The 20,124-nt window shown below is 62.6% G+C and carries 18 protein-coding genes and 2 pseudogenes; 6 read left to right on the forward strand and 14 right to left on the reverse strand.

What is annotated here, in order from left to right; all coding sequences use genetic code 11:
- Positions 1-34 precede the first annotated feature (34 nt).
- Positions 35-1,036 carry a biotin synthase BioB gene (bioB, locus tag RX331_RS25580; protein ID WP_317252575.1) on the reverse strand — a complete coding sequence of 334 codons (1,002 nt, stop codon included), beginning with the start codon at positions 1,034-1,036 and terminating at the stop codon, positions 35-37.
- Between the two features lie 115 nt (positions 1,037-1,151).
- Between bioB and RX331_RS25585 the strand changes: the two genes are divergently transcribed.
- The 4 genes from RX331_RS25585 to RX331_RS25600 all read left to right on the forward strand — a co-directional run bounded on the left by RX331_RS25585 (position 1,152) and on the right by RX331_RS25600 (position 4,392).
- Positions 1,152-1,799 (forward strand): GntR family transcriptional regulator, encoded by a 648-nt coding sequence (locus tag RX331_RS25585; protein WP_317252576.1) that lies wholly within the window; start codon positions 1,152-1,154, stop codon positions 1,797-1,799.
- Positions 1,800-1,956: 157 nt separating this feature from the next.
- Positions 1,957-2,262 (forward strand): Dabb family protein, encoded by a 306-nt coding sequence (locus tag RX331_RS25590; protein ID WP_317252577.1) that lies wholly within the window; start codon positions 1,957-1,959, stop codon positions 2,260-2,262.
- 160 nt (positions 2,263-2,422) lie between these two features.
- The gene (gene pabB, locus RX331_RS25595) at positions 2,423-3,817 is read left to right on the forward strand and encodes an aminodeoxychorismate synthase component I (protein WP_317258246.1); all 1,395 of its coding nucleotides are present in this window, start codon (positions 2,423-2,425) and stop codon (positions 3,815-3,817) included.
- On the forward strand, positions 3,814-4,392 hold the full coding sequence (locus RX331_RS25600; protein WP_317252578.1) for an aminodeoxychorismate/anthranilate synthase component II: 579 nt from the start codon (positions 3,814-3,816) through the stop codon (positions 4,390-4,392). Before pabB ends, RX331_RS25600 begins: the two co-directional genes overlap by 4 nt.
- Positions 4,393-4,671: 279 nt before the next feature.
- On the opposite strand, the gene RX331_RS25605 is transcribed toward RX331_RS25600, so the two are convergent.
- The 13 genes and pseudogenes from RX331_RS25605 to RX331_RS39030 all read right to left on the reverse strand — a co-directional run bounded on the left by RX331_RS25605 (position 4,672) and on the right by RX331_RS39030 (position 18,733).
- The gene (locus tag RX331_RS25605) at positions 4,672-5,361 is read right to left on the reverse strand and encodes a 50S ribosomal protein L11 methyltransferase (RefSeq protein ID WP_317252579.1); all 690 of its coding nucleotides are present in this window, start codon (positions 5,359-5,361) and stop codon (positions 4,672-4,674) included.
- 1,218 nt (positions 5,362-6,579) lie between these two features.
- A pseudogene (locus RX331_RS25610) lies at positions 6,580-7,059 on the reverse strand (type 2 isopentenyl-diphosphate Delta-isomerase); the annotation flags it as partial.
- A gap of 19 nt (positions 7,060-7,078) precedes the next feature.
- Positions 7,079-7,981, reverse strand: coding sequence for a terpene synthase family protein (locus tag RX331_RS25615; RefSeq protein ID WP_317252580.1), 903 nt, complete (start codon positions 7,979-7,981; stop codon positions 7,079-7,081).
- The gene (locus RX331_RS25620; RefSeq protein WP_317252581.1) at positions 7,978-9,528 is read right to left on the reverse strand and encodes a hypothetical protein; all 1,551 of its coding nucleotides are present in this window, start codon (positions 9,526-9,528) and stop codon (positions 7,978-7,980) included. The genes RX331_RS25615 and RX331_RS25620 overlap by 4 nt, the downstream gene beginning before the upstream one ends.
- A gap of 302 nt (positions 9,529-9,830) precedes the next feature.
- The gene (locus tag RX331_RS25625; protein ID WP_317252582.1) at positions 9,831-10,829 is read right to left on the reverse strand and encodes a polyprenyl synthetase family protein; all 999 of its coding nucleotides are present in this window, start codon (positions 10,827-10,829) and stop codon (positions 9,831-9,833) included.
- Between the two features lie 145 nt (positions 10,830-10,974).
- Positions 10,975-12,318: a cytochrome P450 gene (locus RX331_RS25630; RefSeq protein ID WP_317252583.1), complete on the reverse strand. Its 1,344-nt coding sequence runs from the start codon at positions 12,316-12,318 to the stop codon at positions 10,975-10,977.
- The gene (locus RX331_RS25635; protein WP_317252584.1) at positions 12,318-13,163 is read right to left on the reverse strand and encodes an SDR family oxidoreductase; all 846 of its coding nucleotides are present in this window, start codon (positions 13,161-13,163) and stop codon (positions 12,318-12,320) included. The genes RX331_RS25630 and RX331_RS25635 overlap by 1 nt, the downstream gene beginning before the upstream one ends.
- Positions 13,160-13,459: a ferredoxin gene (locus RX331_RS25640; RefSeq protein ID WP_317252585.1), complete on the reverse strand. Its 300-nt coding sequence runs from the start codon at positions 13,457-13,459 to the stop codon at positions 13,160-13,162. The genes RX331_RS25635 and RX331_RS25640 overlap by 4 nt, the downstream gene beginning before the upstream one ends.
- A 1-nt stretch (position 13,460) precedes the next feature.
- Positions 13,461-14,750, reverse strand: a complete 1,290-nt coding sequence (locus RX331_RS25645; protein WP_317252586.1) for a cytochrome P450 — start codon at positions 14,748-14,750, stop codon at positions 13,461-13,463.
- A 94-nt stretch (positions 14,751-14,844) separates the two neighbouring features.
- Positions 14,845-14,982 (reverse strand): hypothetical protein, encoded by a 138-nt coding sequence (locus RX331_RS25650; protein WP_317252587.1) that lies wholly within the window; start codon positions 14,980-14,982, stop codon positions 14,845-14,847.
- 240 nt (positions 14,983-15,222) lie between these two features.
- Positions 15,223-15,312, reverse strand: a pseudogene (locus RX331_RS25655) (ATP-binding cassette domain-containing protein); the annotation flags it as partial.
- Positions 15,313-15,834: 522 nt separating this feature from the next.
- On the reverse strand, positions 15,835-18,084 hold the full coding sequence (locus RX331_RS25660; protein WP_317252588.1) for a hypothetical protein: 2,250 nt from the start codon (positions 18,082-18,084) through the stop codon (positions 15,835-15,837).
- 532 nt (positions 18,085-18,616) lie between these two features.
- Positions 18,617-18,733, reverse strand: a complete 117-nt coding sequence (locus RX331_RS39030; RefSeq protein ID WP_410708015.1) for a hypothetical protein — start codon at positions 18,731-18,733, stop codon at positions 18,617-18,619.
- Between the two features lie 238 nt (positions 18,734-18,971).
- Between RX331_RS39030 and RX331_RS25665 the strand changes: the two genes are divergently transcribed.
- Positions 18,972-19,154 (forward strand): YopT-type cysteine protease domain-containing protein, encoded by a 183-nt coding sequence (locus RX331_RS25665; RefSeq protein WP_317252589.1) that lies wholly within the window; start codon positions 18,972-18,974, stop codon positions 19,152-19,154.
- Positions 19,114-19,425, forward strand: coding sequence for a YopT-type cysteine protease domain-containing protein (locus RX331_RS25670; protein ID WP_317252590.1), 312 nt, complete (start codon positions 19,114-19,116; stop codon positions 19,423-19,425). The genes RX331_RS25665 and RX331_RS25670 overlap by 41 nt, the downstream gene beginning before the upstream one ends.
- Positions 19,426-20,124 lie beyond the last annotated feature (699 nt).

Consider the following 20,124-nt stretch of genomic DNA (forward strand, 5'->3'; position numbering starts at 1 on the left):
TGGAGCTTGGCGTACAGCGTGCTCACTGCCCCTTTCACTTAAGGCAAGGCACGGATGTGATGCCGAGCCGGGCCAGCAAATTCGCGTCGCGGTCAACTTCCGGGTTCTTGGTGGTCAACAGCACATTGCCGATGAAGATCGAATTCGCACCGGCCAAGAAGCACAGCGCCTGCAGTTCATCGCTCATGTACTGTCGCCCCGCGGACAACCGGACTACGCTTTTCGGCATCATGATGCGGGCGGTCGCGACCAGCCGCACCAGCGCGATCGGATCGGGATGGTCCGCGGTGTCTTTGACCGGCACGCCCTTGACCTCGTTCCATAGGTTGATCGGCACACTTTCTGGAGGTTTTCGGAGATTGGCGAGCAGAACCAGCATGCCAAGCCGATCCTCAAGGCGCTCGCCCATGCCAATAATGCCGCCGCTGCACACCTTGATGCCGGCCTCGCGCACATATTCAAGTGTGTCGATGCGGTCCTGCAGGGTGCGCGTGGTGATGATCTTGCCGTAGAACTCGGGCGAAGTGTCGACATTGTGATTGTAGAAGTCGAGTCCGGCCTCAAAGAGCCGTGCGGCCTGCTTCGGCGTCAGCATGCCGAGCGTGACGCAGGTTTCCATGCCAAGGCCTTTCACCCCCCTGATCATGTCACAGATCTGATCGAGATCGCGGTCCTTTGGACTGCGCCAGGCCGCGGCCATGCAGAAGCGCCTCGCGCCGCCTTCCTTCGCGCGCTTTGCGGCGGCGACCACGTCGGCGCAATCCATTAGGCGGGTGCCCTTCAGGCCGGTGTCGTAATGGGCACTCTGCGAGCAGTAGGCGCAGTCTTCCGGACAGCCGCCAGTCTTGATGCTGAGGAGGCTGGCGCTTTCGACGTGATTTGGATCGAAGTTGCTACGATGAACGCTCTGCGCCTCAAACATCAGGTCGGCAAACGGCAAGCGATAGAGTGCTTCAGCGTCGGCGCGCTCCGAGTCACAGCGGGCCGGCCCGCTATCGCCGCTGCCGTTCCGCTTTACTTCCCCCGCAGCAACCATAAGACTTGCCCCATGCAATCATAGATAATACACAAAATTATCTATGAACATTGATCTCAGGTGGATGCTAACTCAGGTAAATCGCAAACACACCGGTTTTTACGGTAGATAATCTATGATGATCGGCGAAGAGAGTACGACGACTGCGCAGCGCATTGCGGACACAATCGGGGAGCGCATTATTAGCGGCGCGCTGCAGCCGAATGCCCCACTCCGGCAGGATCATATCGCGCGAGAATTCAATTCAAGCCACGTCCCAGTGCGCGAGGCTTTTCGACAACTGGAGGCTCAGCACCTCGTCGTCACTGTGCCTCGTCGCGGTGTGCGGGTCGCCCCGCTTGATACCAATTCAGTGAAGGAGATCGCCGAGATGCGTGCAGCGCTCGAAGTGGTCGCGTTGCGCAATGCGGCTCCAAAGCTCACCTCAAGCCATTTGGCACGGATCGAGCTCGCGCTGATTGAAGGAGACGATGCTCAGACGATTCAGGACTTTGAGATGGCCAATCGTGCCTTTCACCAAGCGCTGCTGGCGCCGTGCGCGATGCCGCGCCTGCTGGCCAGTCTCGACGCACTACAGCTTGCAAACTCTCGATTGGTGTTCGCAATGGCGCGAAGTAGCGGCTCGCGACCGCGGTCCAATCAGGATCACCGCCTGATTCTGCAAGCCTTGCGAGCGCGCAATATCGATCAAGCCTGTAACCTGCTCGCGCGCCATATCCAAACGATTGAGCGCCTTACCCTTCCTGCGTCCTTACCGAAATGAGATCTGACGCGTTCCGTTGCAGACCGCGGTCCATTTCAAAACTGTCGAAGCAGCGATTTTCTTGCCAGGCGACACGGGATACCGTGCTAGCCTTGCAGCTGGCTCGATACCCCGCTAGTTATGCGACCTACTTGCGACATCACTCCTCAGGCTATCCATGATTCGTCACATCGTATTGTTCACGGCCAAGGATAAGGCCCATATCGACCAAATAATCCAAGGCCTATCGGTTCTCACCACAATCCCACATGTCCGCCGGCTCGAGGTTGCTCGCAACAGCAAGACCGACCAGCTCGGTAACGACATCGACGTCGTAGTCTATGGTGAGTTCGAGAACGAGGCGGATCTCGCAGCTTACAAAGCGCATCATCTATACCAGGAGTCGATCAATCGGGTGCGACCACTCCGCGAACTACGGTTCGCGGCCGACTACAACGTATCAACAGATGTGCGGTTTGCCTGACTAGCAGCGAATCAAGTTAGTCGGCGCACCGGCCGCGGGTCATCCTGACAATCGACCTCAAGAGCTTGCCGATCCTATACGAGCGCCACTCTGGTCGGGACGAGAATCACAATCCGAGCGCGTTTCGCAGCACGCCCAGCCCTCAGTGACTGACAACCCGATGCACGTCCGAGAACTGCAGTGGATAGAGCCTGTCACAGCGATGCGATGCCTCGCCCGTCGACCGAACCTTACATTTCTCGATAGCGCAGCCAGGCACGAGTTGCTCGGGCGTTATTCATATCTGACCTGCGACCCGTTCAGCACTTATATAATCAGGGACGGAGGGGCTAGTTGCAACGGAGAGACTCTTCATGGCGATCCGTGGCAAGTTCTTCGCATCCTGCTCGCCAAGTATCGGCAAGAGCATCGCCTCGATCTCCCGCCGTTTCAAGGAGGCACAGCCGGATTCCTGGCTTACGATCTGAACAGGACGCTGGAGCAATTGCCGGCACCCGCAATTCCCGGCCTGCGTTTGCCCCAATCCGTCTTGCATTTCTATGACGTGGTAATCAGCTACGACCACCGTGACGATAGATGCTGGATCGTCTCTACCGGCTGGCCGGAGCAGGATCCCGCACGTCGGAGTGAGCGCGCACGCCGTCGAGCCGATGAGTTTGCAGCACTGCTTGCGAGCCCAAAACTGCCGCGGAATGACTCCCTTGGCATACCCGGAGCATGGCATTCCAACTTCAGCCGCGAGGGCTACATGGCGGCGGTACAGCGAGTCATCGATTTGATTCTTGCTGGAGACGTCTTCCAAACCAATATTGCGCAGCGCTTCAGCGCCCGGGTGTCACCCTCATTTGATCCGCTTGCCTTTTACTGCCAGCTGCGCTCATTGAATCCGGCGCCCTTTGCAGCCCTCCTGCGCTACAGCAAGCTGACCATTGCATCGAGCTCGCCGGAGCGATTTCTAAAGCTCGACGGACGACACGTCGAAACGCGCCCCATTAAGGGCACGACAGCGCGTTCCGCTGATTCCGAAGAAGACCAGCGTCGCGCTGAACTCCTAGTCGCGTCCGAAAAGGACCGTGCCGAGAACATTATGATCGTCGACCTCCTGCGTAACGATCTGTCGCGCGTCTGCACTCCGCATTCGGTCGAGGTTCCAGCGCTGTGCGACCTCGAATCCTATGCCTCAGTGCACCACCTCGTATCGACCGTAACGGGGGAGCTTGCAAGAGACCAAGATGCCGTCACCTTGCTGCGAGCTTGCTTTCCCGGCGGCTCCATTACCGGGGCGCCAAAGGTGCGATCGATGGAAATTATTGCCGAAATCGAGCGTGTGGCGCGAGATGTTTATTGCGGAGCTATCGGCTTCATCGGCTTCAACGGACACATGGACACGAATATTGCGATCCGCACTGTAATGATCGACGGTGGTCTCGCCGCGTTTCATGCAGGTGGCGGGATAACGGCAATGTCGGATCCAGAGGTCGAGTACGAGGAGACGCTCGCCAAAGCGCACCGAATCTTTGACGCATTTCGCGCTGAAACATCTGGTGCATCTTGATTGTCATCATCGACAACTACGACTCTTTTGTCTTCAACATTGCCCGGTATTTCTGCAAACTTGGCGAAGCAACTGACGTGATCCGGAACGACGCGCTGACCGTCAGCGATCTCGTTCATCTCAAGCCGCGCGCTGTGGTCATCTCGCCTGGTCCCTGCACTCCAAAGGAGGCCGGAATATCCACGGCCGTGGTTCGCGAACTTTCAGGTCGCGTGCCAATTCTCGGCATCTGCCTCGGACACCAGTGTATTGGGAGCGTGTTCGGCGGGCGAGTAGTGCGTGCACGTCGCCCCATGCACGGGCGCTCTTCGCATATAACTCATGACGGCCGGGGGCTATTCTCGGGACTCTCATCCCCACTTTGCGTCGGACGCTACCATTCTCTTGTTGTTCAGCTCGATGAGATATGTGCCCCGCATCTCACGGCGACAGCGCGTTCCGAGGAAGGCGAGATCATGGCCCTCGCACATCGGTATCAACCAACTTACGGCGTGCAGTTCCACCCCGAATCGATACTTACCCAACAAGGGCACGTGCTTCTTTCAAACTTCTTGCGAATAACAAGAACTCTCTAAGGTGATGATCGAATACCATGGCGCACGGCTAACGTCGGAAGAAGAATCATGTGAGAGTGAGTTGGCTCGCTCCTCAGATCCTCAGCAGGCAAAATCCTATCCAAGATGTTAGCAGAAGCGCGGTAGCCGCACTCAATTCGACGAGAACTCTTCGCCCAAGAGCAGGAGTTTTGATGTATTGAGTCCTCTTGAATTCTATCCCGAGGGCGTTCGTGCCGCGGCCGGAAATATCGAATTCGTGTGCGAGCCTCGCTTGCCCGCCAGCACGACGGCGTTAGGTCATCGTGCCGTTAGCTCCCAAATAATCCGGACGTGCCCCCCTGGAATCGAGGGTCGGAAAATATGCATATCTCTGACGCGCAGCTTACTATTATCAATCAAGTTCAGGACGCGCCCAACATCTCCCTGATCAGAGAAGAGCACATACATTACACCCTTATCATTTAGGCGGAGGTGTGCACCTTGGAGAGCTGAGGCCATAACGTTATGATCTTCATCGAAGCAAGAGCGCTCCAGGTCGTCTTTTGCTTTACGATTCCAATAGGGTGCGGCAAAGAGAATGATGTCAAATTTTTCACCCGATTGCAGACCAGAATAGGTATCGCTATAGCGCACTTCGGCTCTGTCCGAGTAACCTAATCGCTCGATGTTTATCTTCGTCGTGAGAACGGCTTGCGGATTTATATCGAGAGCCACCAGAGATGCTGCGCCGGCACGGAGTGCTGCAAGCCCTAATACACCTGATCCGCATCCCAGATCGAGCACTGTCGCGCCAGGTTCGATGTGCCACCTCGACATCAATGCGTCGGGGCCGTGACTTAGGCGCGGTGACAAAACGCCAGGCAGGATGTGTAGGGGCAGGCCATTTACTTCCACATCGTGCGCGCGTTCGCATAATCGGAGTTCGGCTAGCATTGCATCTACGTCCGTTGTTTGGCGCCGTACAGATACGCCTATCGGGGTGGTCATCTAACCCTCCATCTCTTCGTGCCACACAACATCACCAGCCTGTCGGGACCGATTCCGCGCAGCAAGCCGGCCTAGGCGAAATGCTTCAGCGTGCTGCAGAAGATGGGGCAGCCAGATAGTCGGTCCCATATCTCTCTCGGTCAATCGACTACTGACGATAGCGCCGCTGTTCCCTCGCGCTTGTTCTGTCGGAAATGGACCCACCGGTTTAAAGGAGAACATCGCTCTTCTTACATGTCTGAATGCACACCGCCTCACTCGGTGTTGCTGCCTCTCAACAGCAACGGCCGTGCCAGCAACGTCCGAGCGCAGTAAGAGTCTGATCATACTTCAACATTTAGCATGCGGCCGACGACGGCCGGTGTTTTGAACGCGACAGCATTTGTACCGCTGTCTGAAAATGGACAGGATCAGCGATTGTTTGCGAAGGCGGTCGTTCCACAGTCCTGGTCCCGGAAGCCCGGTGATCGCGAGCAAGTGAGTAAAATGCAGAGCGCGAATGCTATCAAATCTCTCTGCGCACGGATGGTTAACGGCCTGATGAAATTGGAACTTCGAAGCGAGCCGACCGGAGCAAAGCCGGCGACGAGGTGGAGAACGCCCGCATCGGCTTGGCAGAGCGCGGCGTCTCGGCTCGGCTAGCCCTATCCTCATCTTGCGAAATGTCCCAAGCACCTATCATGGAAGCTGGTACTCGCGCCGCCTGATCCGGGCTGTTTCCTTGTTCGCATGATCTGTAAAAACGTGAAGCAGTTTTCAGAAAGGGTCTTGTGCGTGGCAAGCCACAGCAGCAGATCCACCAGGGATCGGGCCAGAGGATTCTGATCTACTCCCCCCTCGAAGAGCAGCTCGAGCGGCGGGCTGATCAGCTATTTGCCGAACAAGAGCTCAGTCTGGCCTGGAGTAACGCCCCGCGGCACATCATAAATCGTCATCGCATTTTCTACCGCTTCTTGGCTTAGTGTCCTCGACTAACGGGACTTCCCGGTTGAGGCGCAATCGGGTCCGAAATAGAACCAATCGTGCGATCAGGAGGGCCCGGATCTCCTGCGCATCGACGGACTTTGCGTGGACCGGGCAGATGCGCCGAGGCCAACAAGCGCCTGACGCAACGCCGTCAGATCAGCCGAGCCGGTGGCAGAAGCAGGCGACGGCCAACGGGCGGATGACGATCTCGAAATAGGCGACAACCGCCTCGGTGGACACCGTCGCCTCCGGGCCGTCCGCCTCGCGCGTTTCGCGACGCCGATATTGGCTAGCAAGGGAATGTCTGGCGCCAGACGGCGCAGCGCGCGCGTCAGCCCCTAAGAGTTGCGGGATTGCAGGCTCACGCGCTGCGAACCGACGCACATGGCGATCCCCAGGGCTTGCGCTGCCTGGCTCAGATGCCGGTTGATGGCCTCGGCGCGTGGCATGCCGCCGGTCAGCGAGCTGATCACCAGCGGCGCGCACATGGTCTTGCCCAGTAGCGGGGCGCGCAGGTCGATCTGCGTCAGGTCCAACTCGGGCAATGCACAGTGTTCGAAACGTTTGTACTCCCAGCCGGCGGCGACCGTGGCCGGCGCCGTTCGCCGATCCAGCACGATGTCCAGATGGTCGTCCTTGCGCCGGCTCAGGGCGGTGTCGCTCAGGTTCGCTCCATTCCGTCGCACCGGGCGACGGCGTTGCGTCGGATCGGACCGACGGCAGCGCGCGCACGCCGCCGCCTCCCGCGCGTTCAGGCCGGCGCTCGCTGGCCTCCCCCCACAGCGTCGCTGCGGTAGCGGCTGGTCGAGGTCTGGTAGTACTGCGCGCGGACGGCCGCCATGGCCTCGATCAACGGTCCCCACGGCGCGGGAAAGCGTTCTTCAGCCATCACCCGGCGCAGCATGCGCGTATGGCCGGCCAGCTCATCGTTGAGGAACTCCACCACAGGCATAGCCGGATAGCGCTGCAGCAACAGGATCGCCGCGTTGTCGGCCTCGCCGGCCGACCTGTCCTTGTCGCGTCCATGCAGATCGTTCTGCAGGCGCCCTATCGCGGAGATGAGCCGCAGGACCTGGCGAAACGCCGGACGCGCGCGCAAGGTCGCCATGTCCAGGCCCCACAGCAACGACAGGCAACAGAACACGTTTGCGTAGGCGATAGAATCGATGCCGTTGTGCAGGTACTCGGCGTAGGAGAAGCGCTCCGCCCCTGCCGCGTGCGCGTGTCCGGCGCGCAGCGCCGCGCAGTAGCACTGAGTATCGTCGAGAAGCTGAGCATAGTCGCGACGATCGTAGGCGAGCGCGGCCAGCGAAGCGCGCAGCACATTGCAGCCCTCGAATCCGGGGAGCGTGCACGGGACGCCCTGCCCCAGCGCCTGCTCTACCGCGTCGAGCTGCTCCGGCGCGATCAGGCCAAGGTCGTTGCAATCGTCGAGCCAGAATAGCAGCGCCAGTTCGCGATAGAACGCTACGATCAGCGTTTCGTCGTGCGGATCGCGGCCGGTGCGGGTGCTGGTGTCGCGCAGGCTCGGTTGGATGCGCTGCAGGATGTACTGGCCGCCCCTGACCGCTTCCACGGCATGCTCGTCGGCGAACCCTGTCAGGGAACGCCCCCACTCCAGCACCTGCTGCAGCGCGCGTTCGGTCTGGATCATCGCGCCGCTCCTGCTCCCTCGGGCAGGACGCGCCGGCCCCAACCAAGCGCCAGCCACAACCCGGCGAGCTCGGCCACGCGCACGACCCGGGTGGGACAATACAGTTCCTTGCCGATCCACAGCGGCGTCTTCGGCAATGCATGCGCCGCATGACGGGCGAGCATCCATTCCAGCGCGCGCGCCACCGCCTGCGCGATGCGCCGGCGCCCTGTCGGTTCTTCGCTCCCGTCCATCACGTGCAACGCGAACAGCGCATAGGCGGTTTCCTCGAATGTGGACGCGCGACCGGTGCCCCAGCCGCCGTCGTCGCGCTGCGCCTGCAGCAGCGCCGCCAGCGCGCACTCGTCGCGCCACTGGGGCTTGCCTTGCGCCAGCGCAGCGACCGCATGCGCCGTGGGATACAGCCACGAAACGTGCCATTTGTCGTTGTCCCATAGACCATGCGGGTTGCGATTGGCCTCGACGTAGGCGGTGGTGCCGGCGGCGGGCTTTCCGAACAGTCGCAACGCATGCAGGGCATGGATGTTGGTCGAGACCGAGGCATTGCGCTCGCCGGGGAAGGTGACGAACAGCTCGCCGATCGCGAAATGCCGCAACGCATCGACCGCCGGGTCGCGGCCTGCAAGGCACAGGACGCACAACGCAACGGCGGTGTCGTCCGCATCGGTCGCGAAGTGCAAGGCCGGGCCCAGACCGCGCACGCCCAGGCGGGCGTCGAGCTGCGCGACAATCACGCGCACCGCCTCGGCGAGCGCGGGATGCGCGAACAACCCAGCCAGATGCAGGGTGTACAGCGACCAGCATGGCTCGAACACATTGATCGGCCAGACGTTGGGAACGACACCTTCGATGCCGCTGCGCGTCGCCCGCGATGCCGCCTGCAGATACGCATCGGCGCGCCCGACCTGCGGCGTGCTCCCCTGTGTCACGGCATGCGCACGCCACGCGGCGGTGGCCGCCGGACTGATGCCGATGCTGCCGTCGTCATCCGGGCATGCGGTGGCCGGCGACGTCCCCCAGGCTTCCCAGGAGTGCAGCAACGGATGGCCGCTCGGCAACGTCGCCACCGCCCCCAGCTTGACCAGGCACGCTTGCCGCAACGGCAACAGCGCCGAGTGGCGCGGAAGCGCCACGCCGCCCAGCAAGGATGCGGCCTCGCCGCAAAACTGCGGCAGAATCAGCTCCACGCCGATCGGCGCGTCTTCCGGCACCGCATGCGCGTAGGGATCGGGCTGGCGCTGGAGGAATCGGGTTGCAGCCTGGACTGCGTCGGCCGCGCCGGGAAGAGGATCGGCACGCTGCAATGCCAGCAACGCCGCCCACGTGGGCGCATGGCGGAACAGCGGGAAGTCCGCGCTTCCCCATCCGCCATCGGCCTGTTGCTGCGCGATGAGCCAGGCGTATGCGTTCTGCCGACCGGTGACGTTGCCGCGGAACTGCAGAGCTCGCGCCGTGTCGTAGACGGACGGACCGACGCTGCCGCCATCACTCATCTCGCTCAGCACGTGGCGCAATTCGGAAAGGATCTGTTCGGACAGCGCGTTCACGCGGGATGTTCCTTCCGCAGACGGTTTGACGAGAACCAGGATCGGGCAGACGCTGCGCACGTCGCCGCAGGCCCGTCGCGGCCCGGCGCATGGGCAGCGCCGGACGGCCGCCCTACTCTGGCGCGGCGACGCGCCCCCGATGCTGGCGCCGGTCCGCCGCATAGGCTTGCGCGCCACGTGCGCCGCGGCCGTGATGGGCAACCGCTGCGATCGGCGCAGCGGACTCGGACACAGTGCAGCATGCACCGCTGCCGCCGGCCGATCGCAGCGCCACAGGGGCGACTCCATGCGGACGGGCGCGCTCATGCGCATGGCGCGTGCTTGAACAGATACGCGTTGGCCCGCTGCAGGAGTTGCGCCAACCGTTCCGCACGCGGCCCCAGTGGGGCAATGGCCTCCCCGGCGTCGCGCAACAGATCCAACGCGAACTGGCGCGCTGCCTGCAGCCCCATGATCGACGCGCAGGTCGGCTTCTGCGCCGCCGCGTCCTTGCCGCGGGTCTTGCCCAGCGTCGCGGTATCCGCTGTCGCGTCGAGAATGTCGTCGACCACCTGCAACGCCAGGCCGAAACAGGCGCTGTAGCAATCGAGCGCACAGTACAGCGGAGCGTGCGCGGCATCCTCCGCGATGGCGCATAGCGCGCCCATGCGAACGGACGCGCGCACCAGCGCTCCGCTCTTCATCCGGTGCATCGCCACGATCCTGTCCAGCTCGACCTGCTTTCGAACCAGCGACAGATCCATAGCCTGCCCGCCTGCGGCACCCTCGGCGGACACCGCCTGCGCCAGTTCGCGCACGAGCGCGATACGGTTGTCGCCCGGCGCATCCAGGCTCGCCAGGGTCAGGAAGGCGTGCGCCTGCAGCGCATCGCCAACCAGGATCGCAGTGGCTTCGCCGAACTTGACGTGCACGGTCGGAAGGCCGCGGCGAAGCACGTCGTCGTCCATCGCGGGCAAGTCGTCGTGGACCAGGGTACAGGCGTGCATCATCTCGATGGCGGCGCCGACGTCGTCGAGCATGTGCGCCGGCGTGTCGGCCAGTGCGCCAGCAGCCAGACTGAGCAAGGCGCGGGTGCGCTTCCCGCCATTCAAGGTGGCGTAGCGCATCGCCGCCATCAGCTCGGTCTCACCGTCGTCTTCGGCGGAGAGAAGACGCGCCAGCGCCTGTTCGACCCGCTTTGCGCCGTCCTGCATCCAGATCTCCGGCAGCAGCCTGCCGGATGCGCCGCTCGCCTGCGCGCCCAATCCGCCGAGCGCGGAAACGCCAGTCCAGTCGTCGTGTAGTGTGGAACCGGTCTGCATGTCTTCATGTCCTTGTACCTGATAGGAGACGGCCACGGCGAGCGGCGAGCCGCCGCGGTGTTGCCGGCGTCGCACCGAGTGCAGCAATGCCGCGCGTCGCCAGCGCCGCTGCCTCGCCACACGGGGCATGTGATGCGATGCCAGCTCATGAGAATCCGATGCGGATTGTCATGGACGGATGTGCGATCGGGTAGTAGCGCCGGCCTTTTTCGACGCCGTTCAGCAACCGCGGCCGTACCCCGGCCTTGTGCATGGTCAGCGCCAAGGCGATGCAGAACTGCACCAGTTCCAGCCATACCAGGTGGTAGCCGATGCAGACGTGTGGACCGGTACCGAACTGCAGCATGTCCACCGGTCGGATCGGCTCCGCGCGTTGCAGCCACCGTGCCAGGCGGAACTGATCAGGCGCCTCGTGCAGCAGCGCCGAGGTCGAGAAATGCAGCAGCGGGATGCACAGATCGGTGCCCGCGGGAATGCGCCGTTGGCCAAGTTGCAAATCCTGTAGCGCGCGACGCGGCAGGAGCGTGGTCGCCGGATGCACGCGCAACGTCTCGCGGAACAGCGCCTCGGCGACCGGACACTGCGCCAAGTCCGCGTGCCGGGTCGGCACCGCGCCCACACGTTGCGCCTCCTCGACCAGGGCGTCCCACAGCTCAGGCTGCCGCGCCAGCTCGATCACCATCCAGGCCATCGTCGAGGCGGCGGTGTCGTGGCCGCCAAGCAGCAGCAAGCGGATATTGGCGACCAGGATGTCATCGGAGAGCGCATCGCCGCTGCGATCGAAGGCGCTCACCATGTCGTTGATCAACCCGGTGCGCGCGGCATGCGCCCGTGCGTCGCGGACGAACTGGCGCAACTGCGCGTCGATCCAGTCCCGGGCGGCGCGGCCGCGCCGCAAGGGCAGTCCGGGCAGGTCGACCGGGGGCGCGACGATCAACTGCAGCAGTTGCTGGTACTTGCGATGCCATTCCGGCAGGTCCTGCGCGGGGATTCCCATCAGGCTGAAGATGAGCTTGAGCATCAGGTCGCCGGTTTCGCGCAGGATGGTTACGTTGCCGCGGTCGCGCCACGCCTGCACCCGCGCCCGGATGACGGGCGCGAACAGGTCGCCGATGCCGGCCTCGGTCAGCCCCTTGGGCAGGAACGCCGCCTTGATCGGATCGCGCGCCTGCCGGTGAGCGCCGCCGTCTTGGGCGACCAACGTTCCGCCAAACAATTCGGGCGCGATCTCTTCGATCAGCGCCGAGGACACGTCCTTGTGCCGGAGCAGTGCGAACGCATCCGGATCCACGCAGGTCATCAGGTGTCCGGCAGGGCCGAAATCCAGCCAGAAGTGGCTACCCAGCGTCCGTTCCGCGCGCCGTAGCAGGCGCGGCAGGTCGCAGACGATGGCGGGAAGATGCCCGACGAGGGGGAAAGCGCCGGGCACGACCGGGATGTCGCACCGCAGCCGATGCCGACGGTCGAGCGGGTTGAGCAGCATGTCCATCAGCAGTGCGGCGCCGCGGCCGCTTCGGCGGTGTCGCCGGCAGGCCGCGCGGCGCGGCTGTTGCCACCATCCGCGTACGTCGGCACATGTGCCAGCATGCCGCCGTCGATGCACACGATCTGGCCGGTGATGAACGCAGCATCGTCGGAGAGCAGGAACGCCACCAGCGCGGCTACGTCCTCGGGGCGGCCGACGTGCGGCAGGAGCTGGTGCCGGCGCAGATGCCGTTGCATGCCCTCGTCCAGCTTGGCGAGGAGACGCTCGGTCATGATGAGACCCGGCGCAACCGCGTTGCAGCGGATCTGCGCATAACCGTACTGGGTGGCGAGTGAGGCCGACAGCATGTTCACCGCCGCCTTCGACGCGGCGTAGGACGTATGCGCGGTGTCACCGCTGAGCCCCTGGCACGACGACATGTTGACGATCGCGCCACCGCCGCGGGCGATCATCCGTGGGATGGCTTGCCGGCAGCAAAGCAGTGTGCCGCGCAGATTGGTCGCCACGGTCTGATCCCAGACCGCCAGGTCCAGGTCGAGGATCGCGCGGTCGCGCGGGGTCAGGTGCATGGCGCTCGCGTTGTTCACCAGCAGGTCGACCCCACCGAAGTGCCGCTCCGCCGTCTCGAACAGCGCTGTCACCGCCTGCGCATCGGCGATGTCCATGGCCAGGGCCAGCGCGTGGCCCGCTTCGGCCTCGATCTGCGCGGTGCAGGCGATGGCCGCCGAGCCATCAATGTCAGCCACCACCACTCTGCCGGCCTCGCGCGCGATGGCGAGGGCGCATGCCTTGCCGATGCCGGCGCCGGCGCCGGTCACCACGGCCACCTTGCCTTCAAACCGTCTCATCGTGTCCTCCTGGATTGCGTTGGCGCTTTCGCGGCATGCCGCTCGGCCTCCGCCGGAGAAGGCGCAGGGTCGGCGCTGGCGCGCTCGTCATCGCCAGCGTCGCTTTCGATGACCCGAATGGCGGCGACCGGGCACTGCCTGGCCGCGAGCCGCACGGCGGTGTGCAGCGCCTGCGGGACCGTCGCCACGCACACTTCGGCCACGCCGTCCGATTCGCGCTGGCGAAAGGCGCCCGGCAGCGTCAGCACGCACTGCCCGGTGGTTCTGCACAGATCCTGGTCGACCACGACGCGCATCTCAGCCCCCCTGCGCAGGCAACCGCACCGGCAGCGCGCGGAACGTCCTAAGGAACGCGGAGGGCTCCCGGGTCGGCTGCTCGGCCAATGCCAGCCTGGGGAAGCGCTCCTGGATCCGCGGCAGGCTCTCGGCCAACTGCACTCGGGCCAGTTGCGCACCGAGGCAGAAGTGGATGCCGTGGCCGAAGCTCAGCATGATCTTCCCGTCGGTCGATATGCCAGGACCGGTGCCGTAGAACCGCGCGGGATCGAAGTGGTCGGGATCGGCGAAGGCGTCCGGGTCGCGATTGCCGGCCGCGATCAGCACGCGCACGTCCGCGTTCTTCGGGATCACCACGCCGCCGAGTTCGATGTCGCGCTGGGCGATACGCGGAATGGAGCTGAACATGGCGGGCGCGTCGCAGCGCAGGACTTCTTCGACGAATGCCTTCACTTCCGCGGCGTCTCCCTGAAGCCAGTGCCGCTGTTCGGGATACGACAGCATCGCCAGGACCGCATGGTCGATGGTCGCAGCAGTGGTGGCGAAGCCGCCCAACAGCATGCCCCACAGCATGCTGATCAACTCCGCATCCGACAGCGTGTCGGCATCGTCGTCATGTGCGCCGACCAGCATCGACACGATGTCGTGGCGGGGATCGGTGCGCTTGCGCTGTATGAGGTCGCCGAAGTAGGCCTGCACCCTGGCGCTGGCCGCGTCCGCCGCGGCGAGCTGGGGATCGCTGGCGTGCGGGCTCAGGCCTTCCAGAATGGCGCCGATGCCGGCGGCGAGCCCCAACATGTCGTCCTGGCGCATGCCGAACAGTTCGGCGAAGACCAGCATGGGCAGGGCCAGCGCGAATTCCCGATGCAGGTCCACCGCCTCCCCGCGCTCCAGCGCGGGCGCCATGCCCTCCAGGCGCGCTGCGACGATGCGCGCAATGCTCGGCCGCAGGTTGTCGATCTGGCGCATGGTGAAGTCGCGCGAGATCAGCCGGCGCAGACGCGTATGCGTTGGCGGATCCTTCATCGCTAGCGTGGACGCCAGCAGATTGAGCGACAGGCTGGTCGCCGCACGGGGGAAATAGCGCGCCAGTTCGCCCGTCGCCGGTCCGCGAAACGCATCGCCCGTGACCTGGAGCGCCCAGTAGATGTCGGCGTGGCGGCTTAACAGAAAGAGGCCCGACGCCGCGCGATGCACCGGATCGTGCTCGCGCAACCACCGCATGAATGGATACGGGTCGTGGATGCATGCTGGCGACGCCAGTTCGGCGAAGGCGTCCCGGCATGCTGCCGTGGTTTCTTGCACGTCCATCTTGGTTACCTCATGGCTGGCTGATCTGACCGGCTCGCGCCAGGTGCGCCGACAAACTGCGGAGAAGATCGCGATCCCCGGCGGCGTCCGCGCATCACGAAAGCACCGAAACTCCTCGAACCCGCCAGTGATGATCTCCTTGCCCAGTGATGATCTCCTTGCGCAACTTCAGTTCTTCGGGCGCCACGGACAGGCGCAGCGCGGGAAGGCGCTGGAAGATCGAACCGAACATCACCTTGAGTTCCAGCCTGGCCAGCGCCACGCCGGGGAAGGTGACCGGCAGGCGCTGCGGGCAGCGGCTTCACGTGCGCTTGCGTTCACTTCTGTTCGTCGATGATGATCGGCGGCCGGACCCTAGGGCCTCAATTTGGCTTTAGCCAGCTACCGAATATTGTAGTAGCCCCCTAAGCTAAAAGCCTGGTGGCGCAAAAAATATGCGGAAAACACTGTCGCCACGCGCTACCATCCGGAAACCTATTTCCGATGGGTAGACTCCGTTGATGATGTTCAGCAGCGAGCTCTTGCCGGCCCCGTTAGGACCGATCAGCGCGCAGATCTCCCCTAATTTGCATGGCCGGGCGGCCGAGCCGACGCATTCACCATCGTTCCACCGCCTTGACCATGCGGAGCCGGCGTATGTGGGTGCCCGCTCGCCCGCATAGTGGGCCGCGCCTGACGTCGCGATGCATCCGCTCGATAGGCGCGGACCTGCATGACACGGCGGACGGGACAGCGACCTCGCTCAGCTGTCGCTGAAAGGCTGCAGCATCTGCCGACGAGTCGGCCGGAGAGGCATCCGTTTGTTGACGCACCCGATTCATTATCTGCACTCAACTTTCGAAGATGAAGGGGAGCGCTGATGGTTGCATCTGGACTGGAGCCGACACATCGCCGGCGTTTGACGGTTCAGCTGCCAAGCGGAAGTCGGGGTCACGGCGCACCCGATCGATTTTCAGTCGGGCCCCGTTGTCGACCTGTTCGAGGGAGCCCGCGCCGGCTTCGAGCTCTACAGGATTTCCTCTCGGTGACGGTCTGCTTGAGTGGTGTCACCATAGCGACGCTCTAGCACGAGACATTCAGGTAACTACATCCCGAGCCGCGCGAATTGCATCGATGCGTGCTCAGTCTCGAGAAGGGGGTACAACGGGGCGATGCTCAACAACGACTTACAGAACGCAGGCGTGAGCTTGCCACGGTGAATCACAACGTTCTCCTGCCCCGTCGCAGCTCGAGCGCTCTGCCAATCCCGATTGTAGCCACGCTGTTCATTAGACTTCACGTGGCAAGCGGCGAATTCGGCGTCACTCAGCGACGCCAACTGCCACGCATGTACCGGGCGCTTCGTATGGATGTGCACCCACATCGGGCTTGGCAGCCTACCATTGCGCAGCGGCTTGGGCTGCAGCTTGATCTCGAACAGCGTCCCTGGCTCGCCCTTCAAGGCGTGCGGTGGATCCACAGACGCCAGTTCCTCTGCCGCCCGCAACTGTTCAAGGTACTTCTGCGACGGAAATTCGTAGGTCTTCATGCAATCGACCGTGATCGCCGCCTTTCGCGCGTTCAATGAGTTTGCCTGTCCCTGAATCTCGGATAACATAACCTTAAGCTGGACTATTTTTTCGTGCACTTCGGGCACTTGCGAAGGCGTGAGTAGGCCACGTCGGCGAGGCTCCTCCAGCGCGGCTACACAGGCCTCGATCTCGGCGGCCTGCGTCTGCAGGCGCTTAATGACGAGATCCACGACGTGGTCGGCGTCCTCGGGCTTCATTTCGCGTGCTTGCGAGGCGGCCCTTTGCTGAGCCGGTAGATCGAACTGCAGCAGCTCGTCCAATCGCTTGAGTAATCCCGTCAGTGCTATGCTGGAGGGCGGAGCCTGCCACATCTCCAGGTGACGGGTCGCCGAGGATGCTTCCCTCGCGCGTGCCTCCTCTGCGCTGGCGAGTTTCTTCGTACCGAGGTCCGAGAGTACGATAATATTTGCTGTCGAGGCCGTCGCAGCATCGGGCCTGGCGAGCTGCGGCTCGCGCAGCCCGGCCGTTGAACTCCCCTCGCCTGCGGCCCGTGCGCGCTTGGCTTCCCCTTCCTGCGCGCCGCGTGGCCCTCCAGTCGCCAAGACGGTATTTTCCGGTATTGCAGCCTGGGCAGGCGGTTCAATCGGGACGGGCTTCTTTGGCTGCATTGCCACAAATCGCGTGACATCGTCCGCGATGACCCATGCATCCTCTACGATCTGGTCCAACAGTTCCAGTGGAAGGTCGGCACCCGCTCCGCCATCCCTTAGCCTGGCAACGATGCCGTGCACCCCTGAGGCAAATTCCGAAAGCCGTTCCATGACTCCTTCCAGAACGGTGCAGTGCTCTGCGTCGAGTGCCTCTCCGTTGTTGTACAGAACGGCTGGACTCGTAGAGATAAATGCCGGAAAAACATCGTCGATAAACGTCCCGAGCAGACGCACCCGCCCGTCCTCACTCATGAGGGCGTCGCTCACGGCTGGTTCGAACGTGCTCGCCTGAGACTCGATCAGCAGTCGTGCGCGAGCAATCAGCGATTCCAGATACATACACTTGGGATGAAGTGCCCAGCCAGCATGCAGGCGGAGTGCGGCCTCGTCGGCCTTCCGCATCTCGGGCGTACTGCTTGGCAAGTTGGCAGTGGCCGCGCAGACGGACTGCATCCGTTCCGAGCGCAGTACCTTCTTGCCCCACCACTCCATGCAGGCCAGGTAGTGCTTCGCCACACTGGATACCGCGCGGCTCAGCTGGCCGGGCGGAGCGTTGGAATCTCGCATCTTGCCGAGCACGGCTGCGGCTTTCATCCTGCTCGCCTCGAGGTCGTGACCAATCAAGCTGGCCGGGGCGTTGCATTGGTTGCCTGCAGAGAGAGTCTCGTCGCGAAGTCGGCGAGCCTGATCGTCGGAAAGAAGCCGATGCGCCATGTCCGGGGGCAGGCTCGCGTAATAGTCCAGAACTTCCGAGCCTGCCTTGATGACTTGATCAATCAGGTCTTGCGCCTCCGACGGGTTCCGGGCTTGCATGGCCGCATTCTGAGAAGCATCAAATTCCTTACGCAGGCTGCGCATTGTTTGCATTGCTGCTTTGATTCGCTCGCCACTTGAGGACCTCGGAACTGCCACACGCGAAGTTGGTGGCTCGCTCACGAGCGGCACCGCTCCATCTTGAGGTCCGGAGCGCGCCTGCTCCAGGACGGAGTCAAAAGATTGCCTGCCTTCCCCGGGGGCTGCCCCGGGCTCCGGGCTCGAACTGCTCGATCCCCATATGCTGCCGGCTCCTGCAGGCCCAACGTGCGATTCGCCAGGTCGGCCAATGCCCCTCATATTCCATCTCCGATGACGTCGAGAATGCGCAGCCTGTCTCGCTACACTGGTTGGCTGACGAGTAGCTGACGAAGATGCTGATTCCGCTCGAAATCGCCCACGATTTGCGAAATGAAATCGCGCGCCATTCCGATTTGAAGTCGCCCACCGTTCCGAGATGAAATCGCCCACCATCCCGGAATGAAACCGTCCCGGACGAAGCGGCCTCTTCTGGCTCTGATAGGTCCCCCCTTTCGGCGTTTCGAAGGAGTGGATCGGATGCCGATGGGGAGGCTTGCGATGCGCCATGTGCGCGAGGTGAACCTGGCGCGGGATTAGTTTGAGACGGCAGGGCCAGTCCCTGTAGCGTTCGCAGAACCACGCATAGCTGAAGCTGTCAGAGTTTGCGTGGCAATACTCCTCCCACAACAGCATCAGCGTGGCGTTCGGGCGCCGCAGCCCGCGATGTACACGCGTCCATTCCGAATGGGGACGCTCGTCACTGGGCCGATCGGAAGGCGGCGGAAACAGGCGGTTCTCGAGCCGAATGTCGTCATCCAGCTCCGGCCACAAATGGCCAGCTCAGGCCGGCGCGGCGGGCTCGGTTCAGGTACTTGCTGACCGTGCCCTGGGCCAGGCCGAGACTGCGGGCAACGGCGCGCCGCGACATGCCGACGCTGTAGTGCAGGCGTAGAACTTCGCGATGTGGCGCATGGACAGTCTCTCCGTCGGCATCTCATCCTCTGCTATTGGGCAAAAGACCAAGCGGCCCGGGTTGCAGACTGTCGGTGGTGAGCGCCTCGCTCTCCCCGATCACGACCGCTGGAAATAGCGATCACGATCGCCTGAATTGGTGATCATGATCGTCTGGAACGCGCATCAATCTCGACAGCAGTCCGTCATCCCGAATGAGTGCGCCGCGACCTGGCTCTCAAAACCACGCTTCAGCTTCAGTGCGGCAGCAGTGGTATGAAGATCTCAACGCTCTGTTGCGAAGCGACGGAGCAGGAGGTTCTCACAACCTTCAGGCAAAAAGCACAATGTTACGGGATGCGGGCTTTAGAACCATCCGGACAGCAGACGAGATATAGGTTCGGTACGTCCTCGCGCATAGAGCAGATAGTGAACGAAGTCGCCGAAGACCGATCGGCTTATTTGCTCGGCTTGCGTTTCGCCCAAGGCGGCAACCACACAATCGCAACCTCGACATCGAGTGGAATGACCACGCTCTTCGATCCTAACTATGGAGAGTTTACTGTCCGATCAAGCCAGATGGGTGAATTGTTCAGAGGTCTCGCCGATCGTTACAGGAACCCCAATGGGCGTGATATCTCGACAATCAGTACACAAAAGATGACCTGAATGCCGGCCAGAGCGCCTTCTGCGAAGGCGCGGATACGTGCCTCGGCCCGACACCTTGTCATGCAGTAAGCAAAAGCATGCCATCCAGATACGACACTTCAGTAACTCCCCCTGATCCGCCTCCGAAGTGGCATGCTCCACCCGAGGCTAGTGTGACTGTGCCCGCTCTACAGTCCGCTTCCTCGGGCCACTTCTGAAACCGTTGACCAAGTTTACCAAAGCTTGTCGGATGAAATCACGTAACCTCCGCCGCTGATTCTCCCCTGCGATTGCCACTGTGGCCTCTCGGCTTCCTCTTTTCTCGGCCATTTGCTGAAACTATTCACCAGGAGGGTTAGGTTCTGCGGAGCGAAGTCAGAGAGCTGGCGAGGAAACACTTCGGCGGCAATTGCGACCCCGCTCGGCGCGCAGGCCGCTGGTCTTGCCATTTGCTGCAACTGTTGACGAGGTTCCTCAGTGACTGAGAGCTATAATCCGAAAGTTGCGCGCGACCAAATACCTCATCGGCAGTCGCCTCTCGACAGATCGGCCTCTTTCGGCCACTTACATAAAGTGTGCACCAGACTTGGCAGTTGCTGGTGAGAGATATCGGAGAGCCCCCGCTTTTTTTACACATCGAAGGATCATGCCTTCGCGACACTCCGCCTTTCCGGCCACTTGCTGAACCCATTCGCGAGCGATGAAAGACTCAGATCATTC

This window comes from Bradyrhizobium sp. BWA-3-5, from assembly GCF_032917985.1.
Lineage (GTDB): Bacteria > Pseudomonadota > Alphaproteobacteria > Rhizobiales > Xanthobacteraceae > Bradyrhizobium.

Coding starts and splice junctions, on each gene's coding strand:
- RX331_RS25650 (WP_317252587.1), bottom strand. CDS start 14,982: ATGTTCGGTTCGATCTTCCAGCGCCTTCCCGCGCTGCGCCTGTCCGTG.
- RX331_RS39030 (WP_410708015.1), bottom strand. CDS start 18,733: ATGTCGCGGCGCGCCGTTGCCCGCAGTCTCGGCCTGGCCCAGGGCACG.
- RX331_RS25605 (WP_317252579.1), bottom strand. CDS start 5,361: ATGACCACCCCGATAGGCGTATCTGTACGGCGCCAAACAACGGACGTA.
- RX331_RS25585 (WP_317252576.1), top strand. CDS start 1,152: ATGATGATCGGCGAAGAGAGTACGACGACTGCGCAGCGCATTGCGGAC.
- pabB (WP_317258246.1), top strand. CDS start 2,423: ATGCACGTCCGAGAACTGCAGTGGATAGAGCCTGTCACAGCGATGCGA.
- bioB (WP_317252575.1), bottom strand. CDS start 1,036: ATGGTTGCTGCGGGGGAAGTAAAGCGGAACGGCAGCGGCGATAGCGGG.
- RX331_RS25625 (WP_317252582.1), bottom strand. CDS start 10,829: ATGCAGACCGGTTCCACACTACACGACGACTGGACTGGCGTTTCCGCG.
- RX331_RS25640 (WP_317252585.1), bottom strand. CDS start 13,459: ATGCGCGTCGTGGTCGACCAGGATCTGTGCAGAACCACCGGGCAGTGC.
- RX331_RS25630 (WP_317252583.1), bottom strand. CDS start 12,318: ATGGACATGCTGCTCAACCCGCTCGACCGTCGGCATCGGCTGCGGTGC.
- RX331_RS25660 (WP_317252588.1), bottom strand. CDS start 18,084: ATGAGGGGCATTGGCCGACCTGGCGAATCGCACGTTGGGCCTGCAGGA.
- RX331_RS25665 (WP_317252589.1), top strand. CDS start 18,972: ATGAGTGCGCCGCGACCTGGCTCTCAAAACCACGCTTCAGCTTCAGTG.
- RX331_RS25590 (WP_317252577.1), top strand. CDS start 1,957: ATGATTCGTCACATCGTATTGTTCACGGCCAAGGATAAGGCCCATATC.
- RX331_RS25615 (WP_317252580.1), bottom strand. CDS start 7,981: ATGATCCAGACCGAACGCGCGCTGCAGCAGGTGCTGGAGTGGGGGCGT.
- RX331_RS25670 (WP_317252590.1), top strand. CDS start 19,114: ATGCGGGCTTTAGAACCATCCGGACAGCAGACGAGATATAGGTTCGGT.
- RX331_RS25645 (WP_317252586.1), bottom strand. CDS start 14,750: ATGGACGTGCAAGAAACCACGGCAGCATGCCGGGACGCCTTCGCCGAA.
- RX331_RS25635 (WP_317252584.1), bottom strand. CDS start 13,163: ATGAGACGGTTTGAAGGCAAGGTGGCCGTGGTGACCGGCGCCGGCGCC.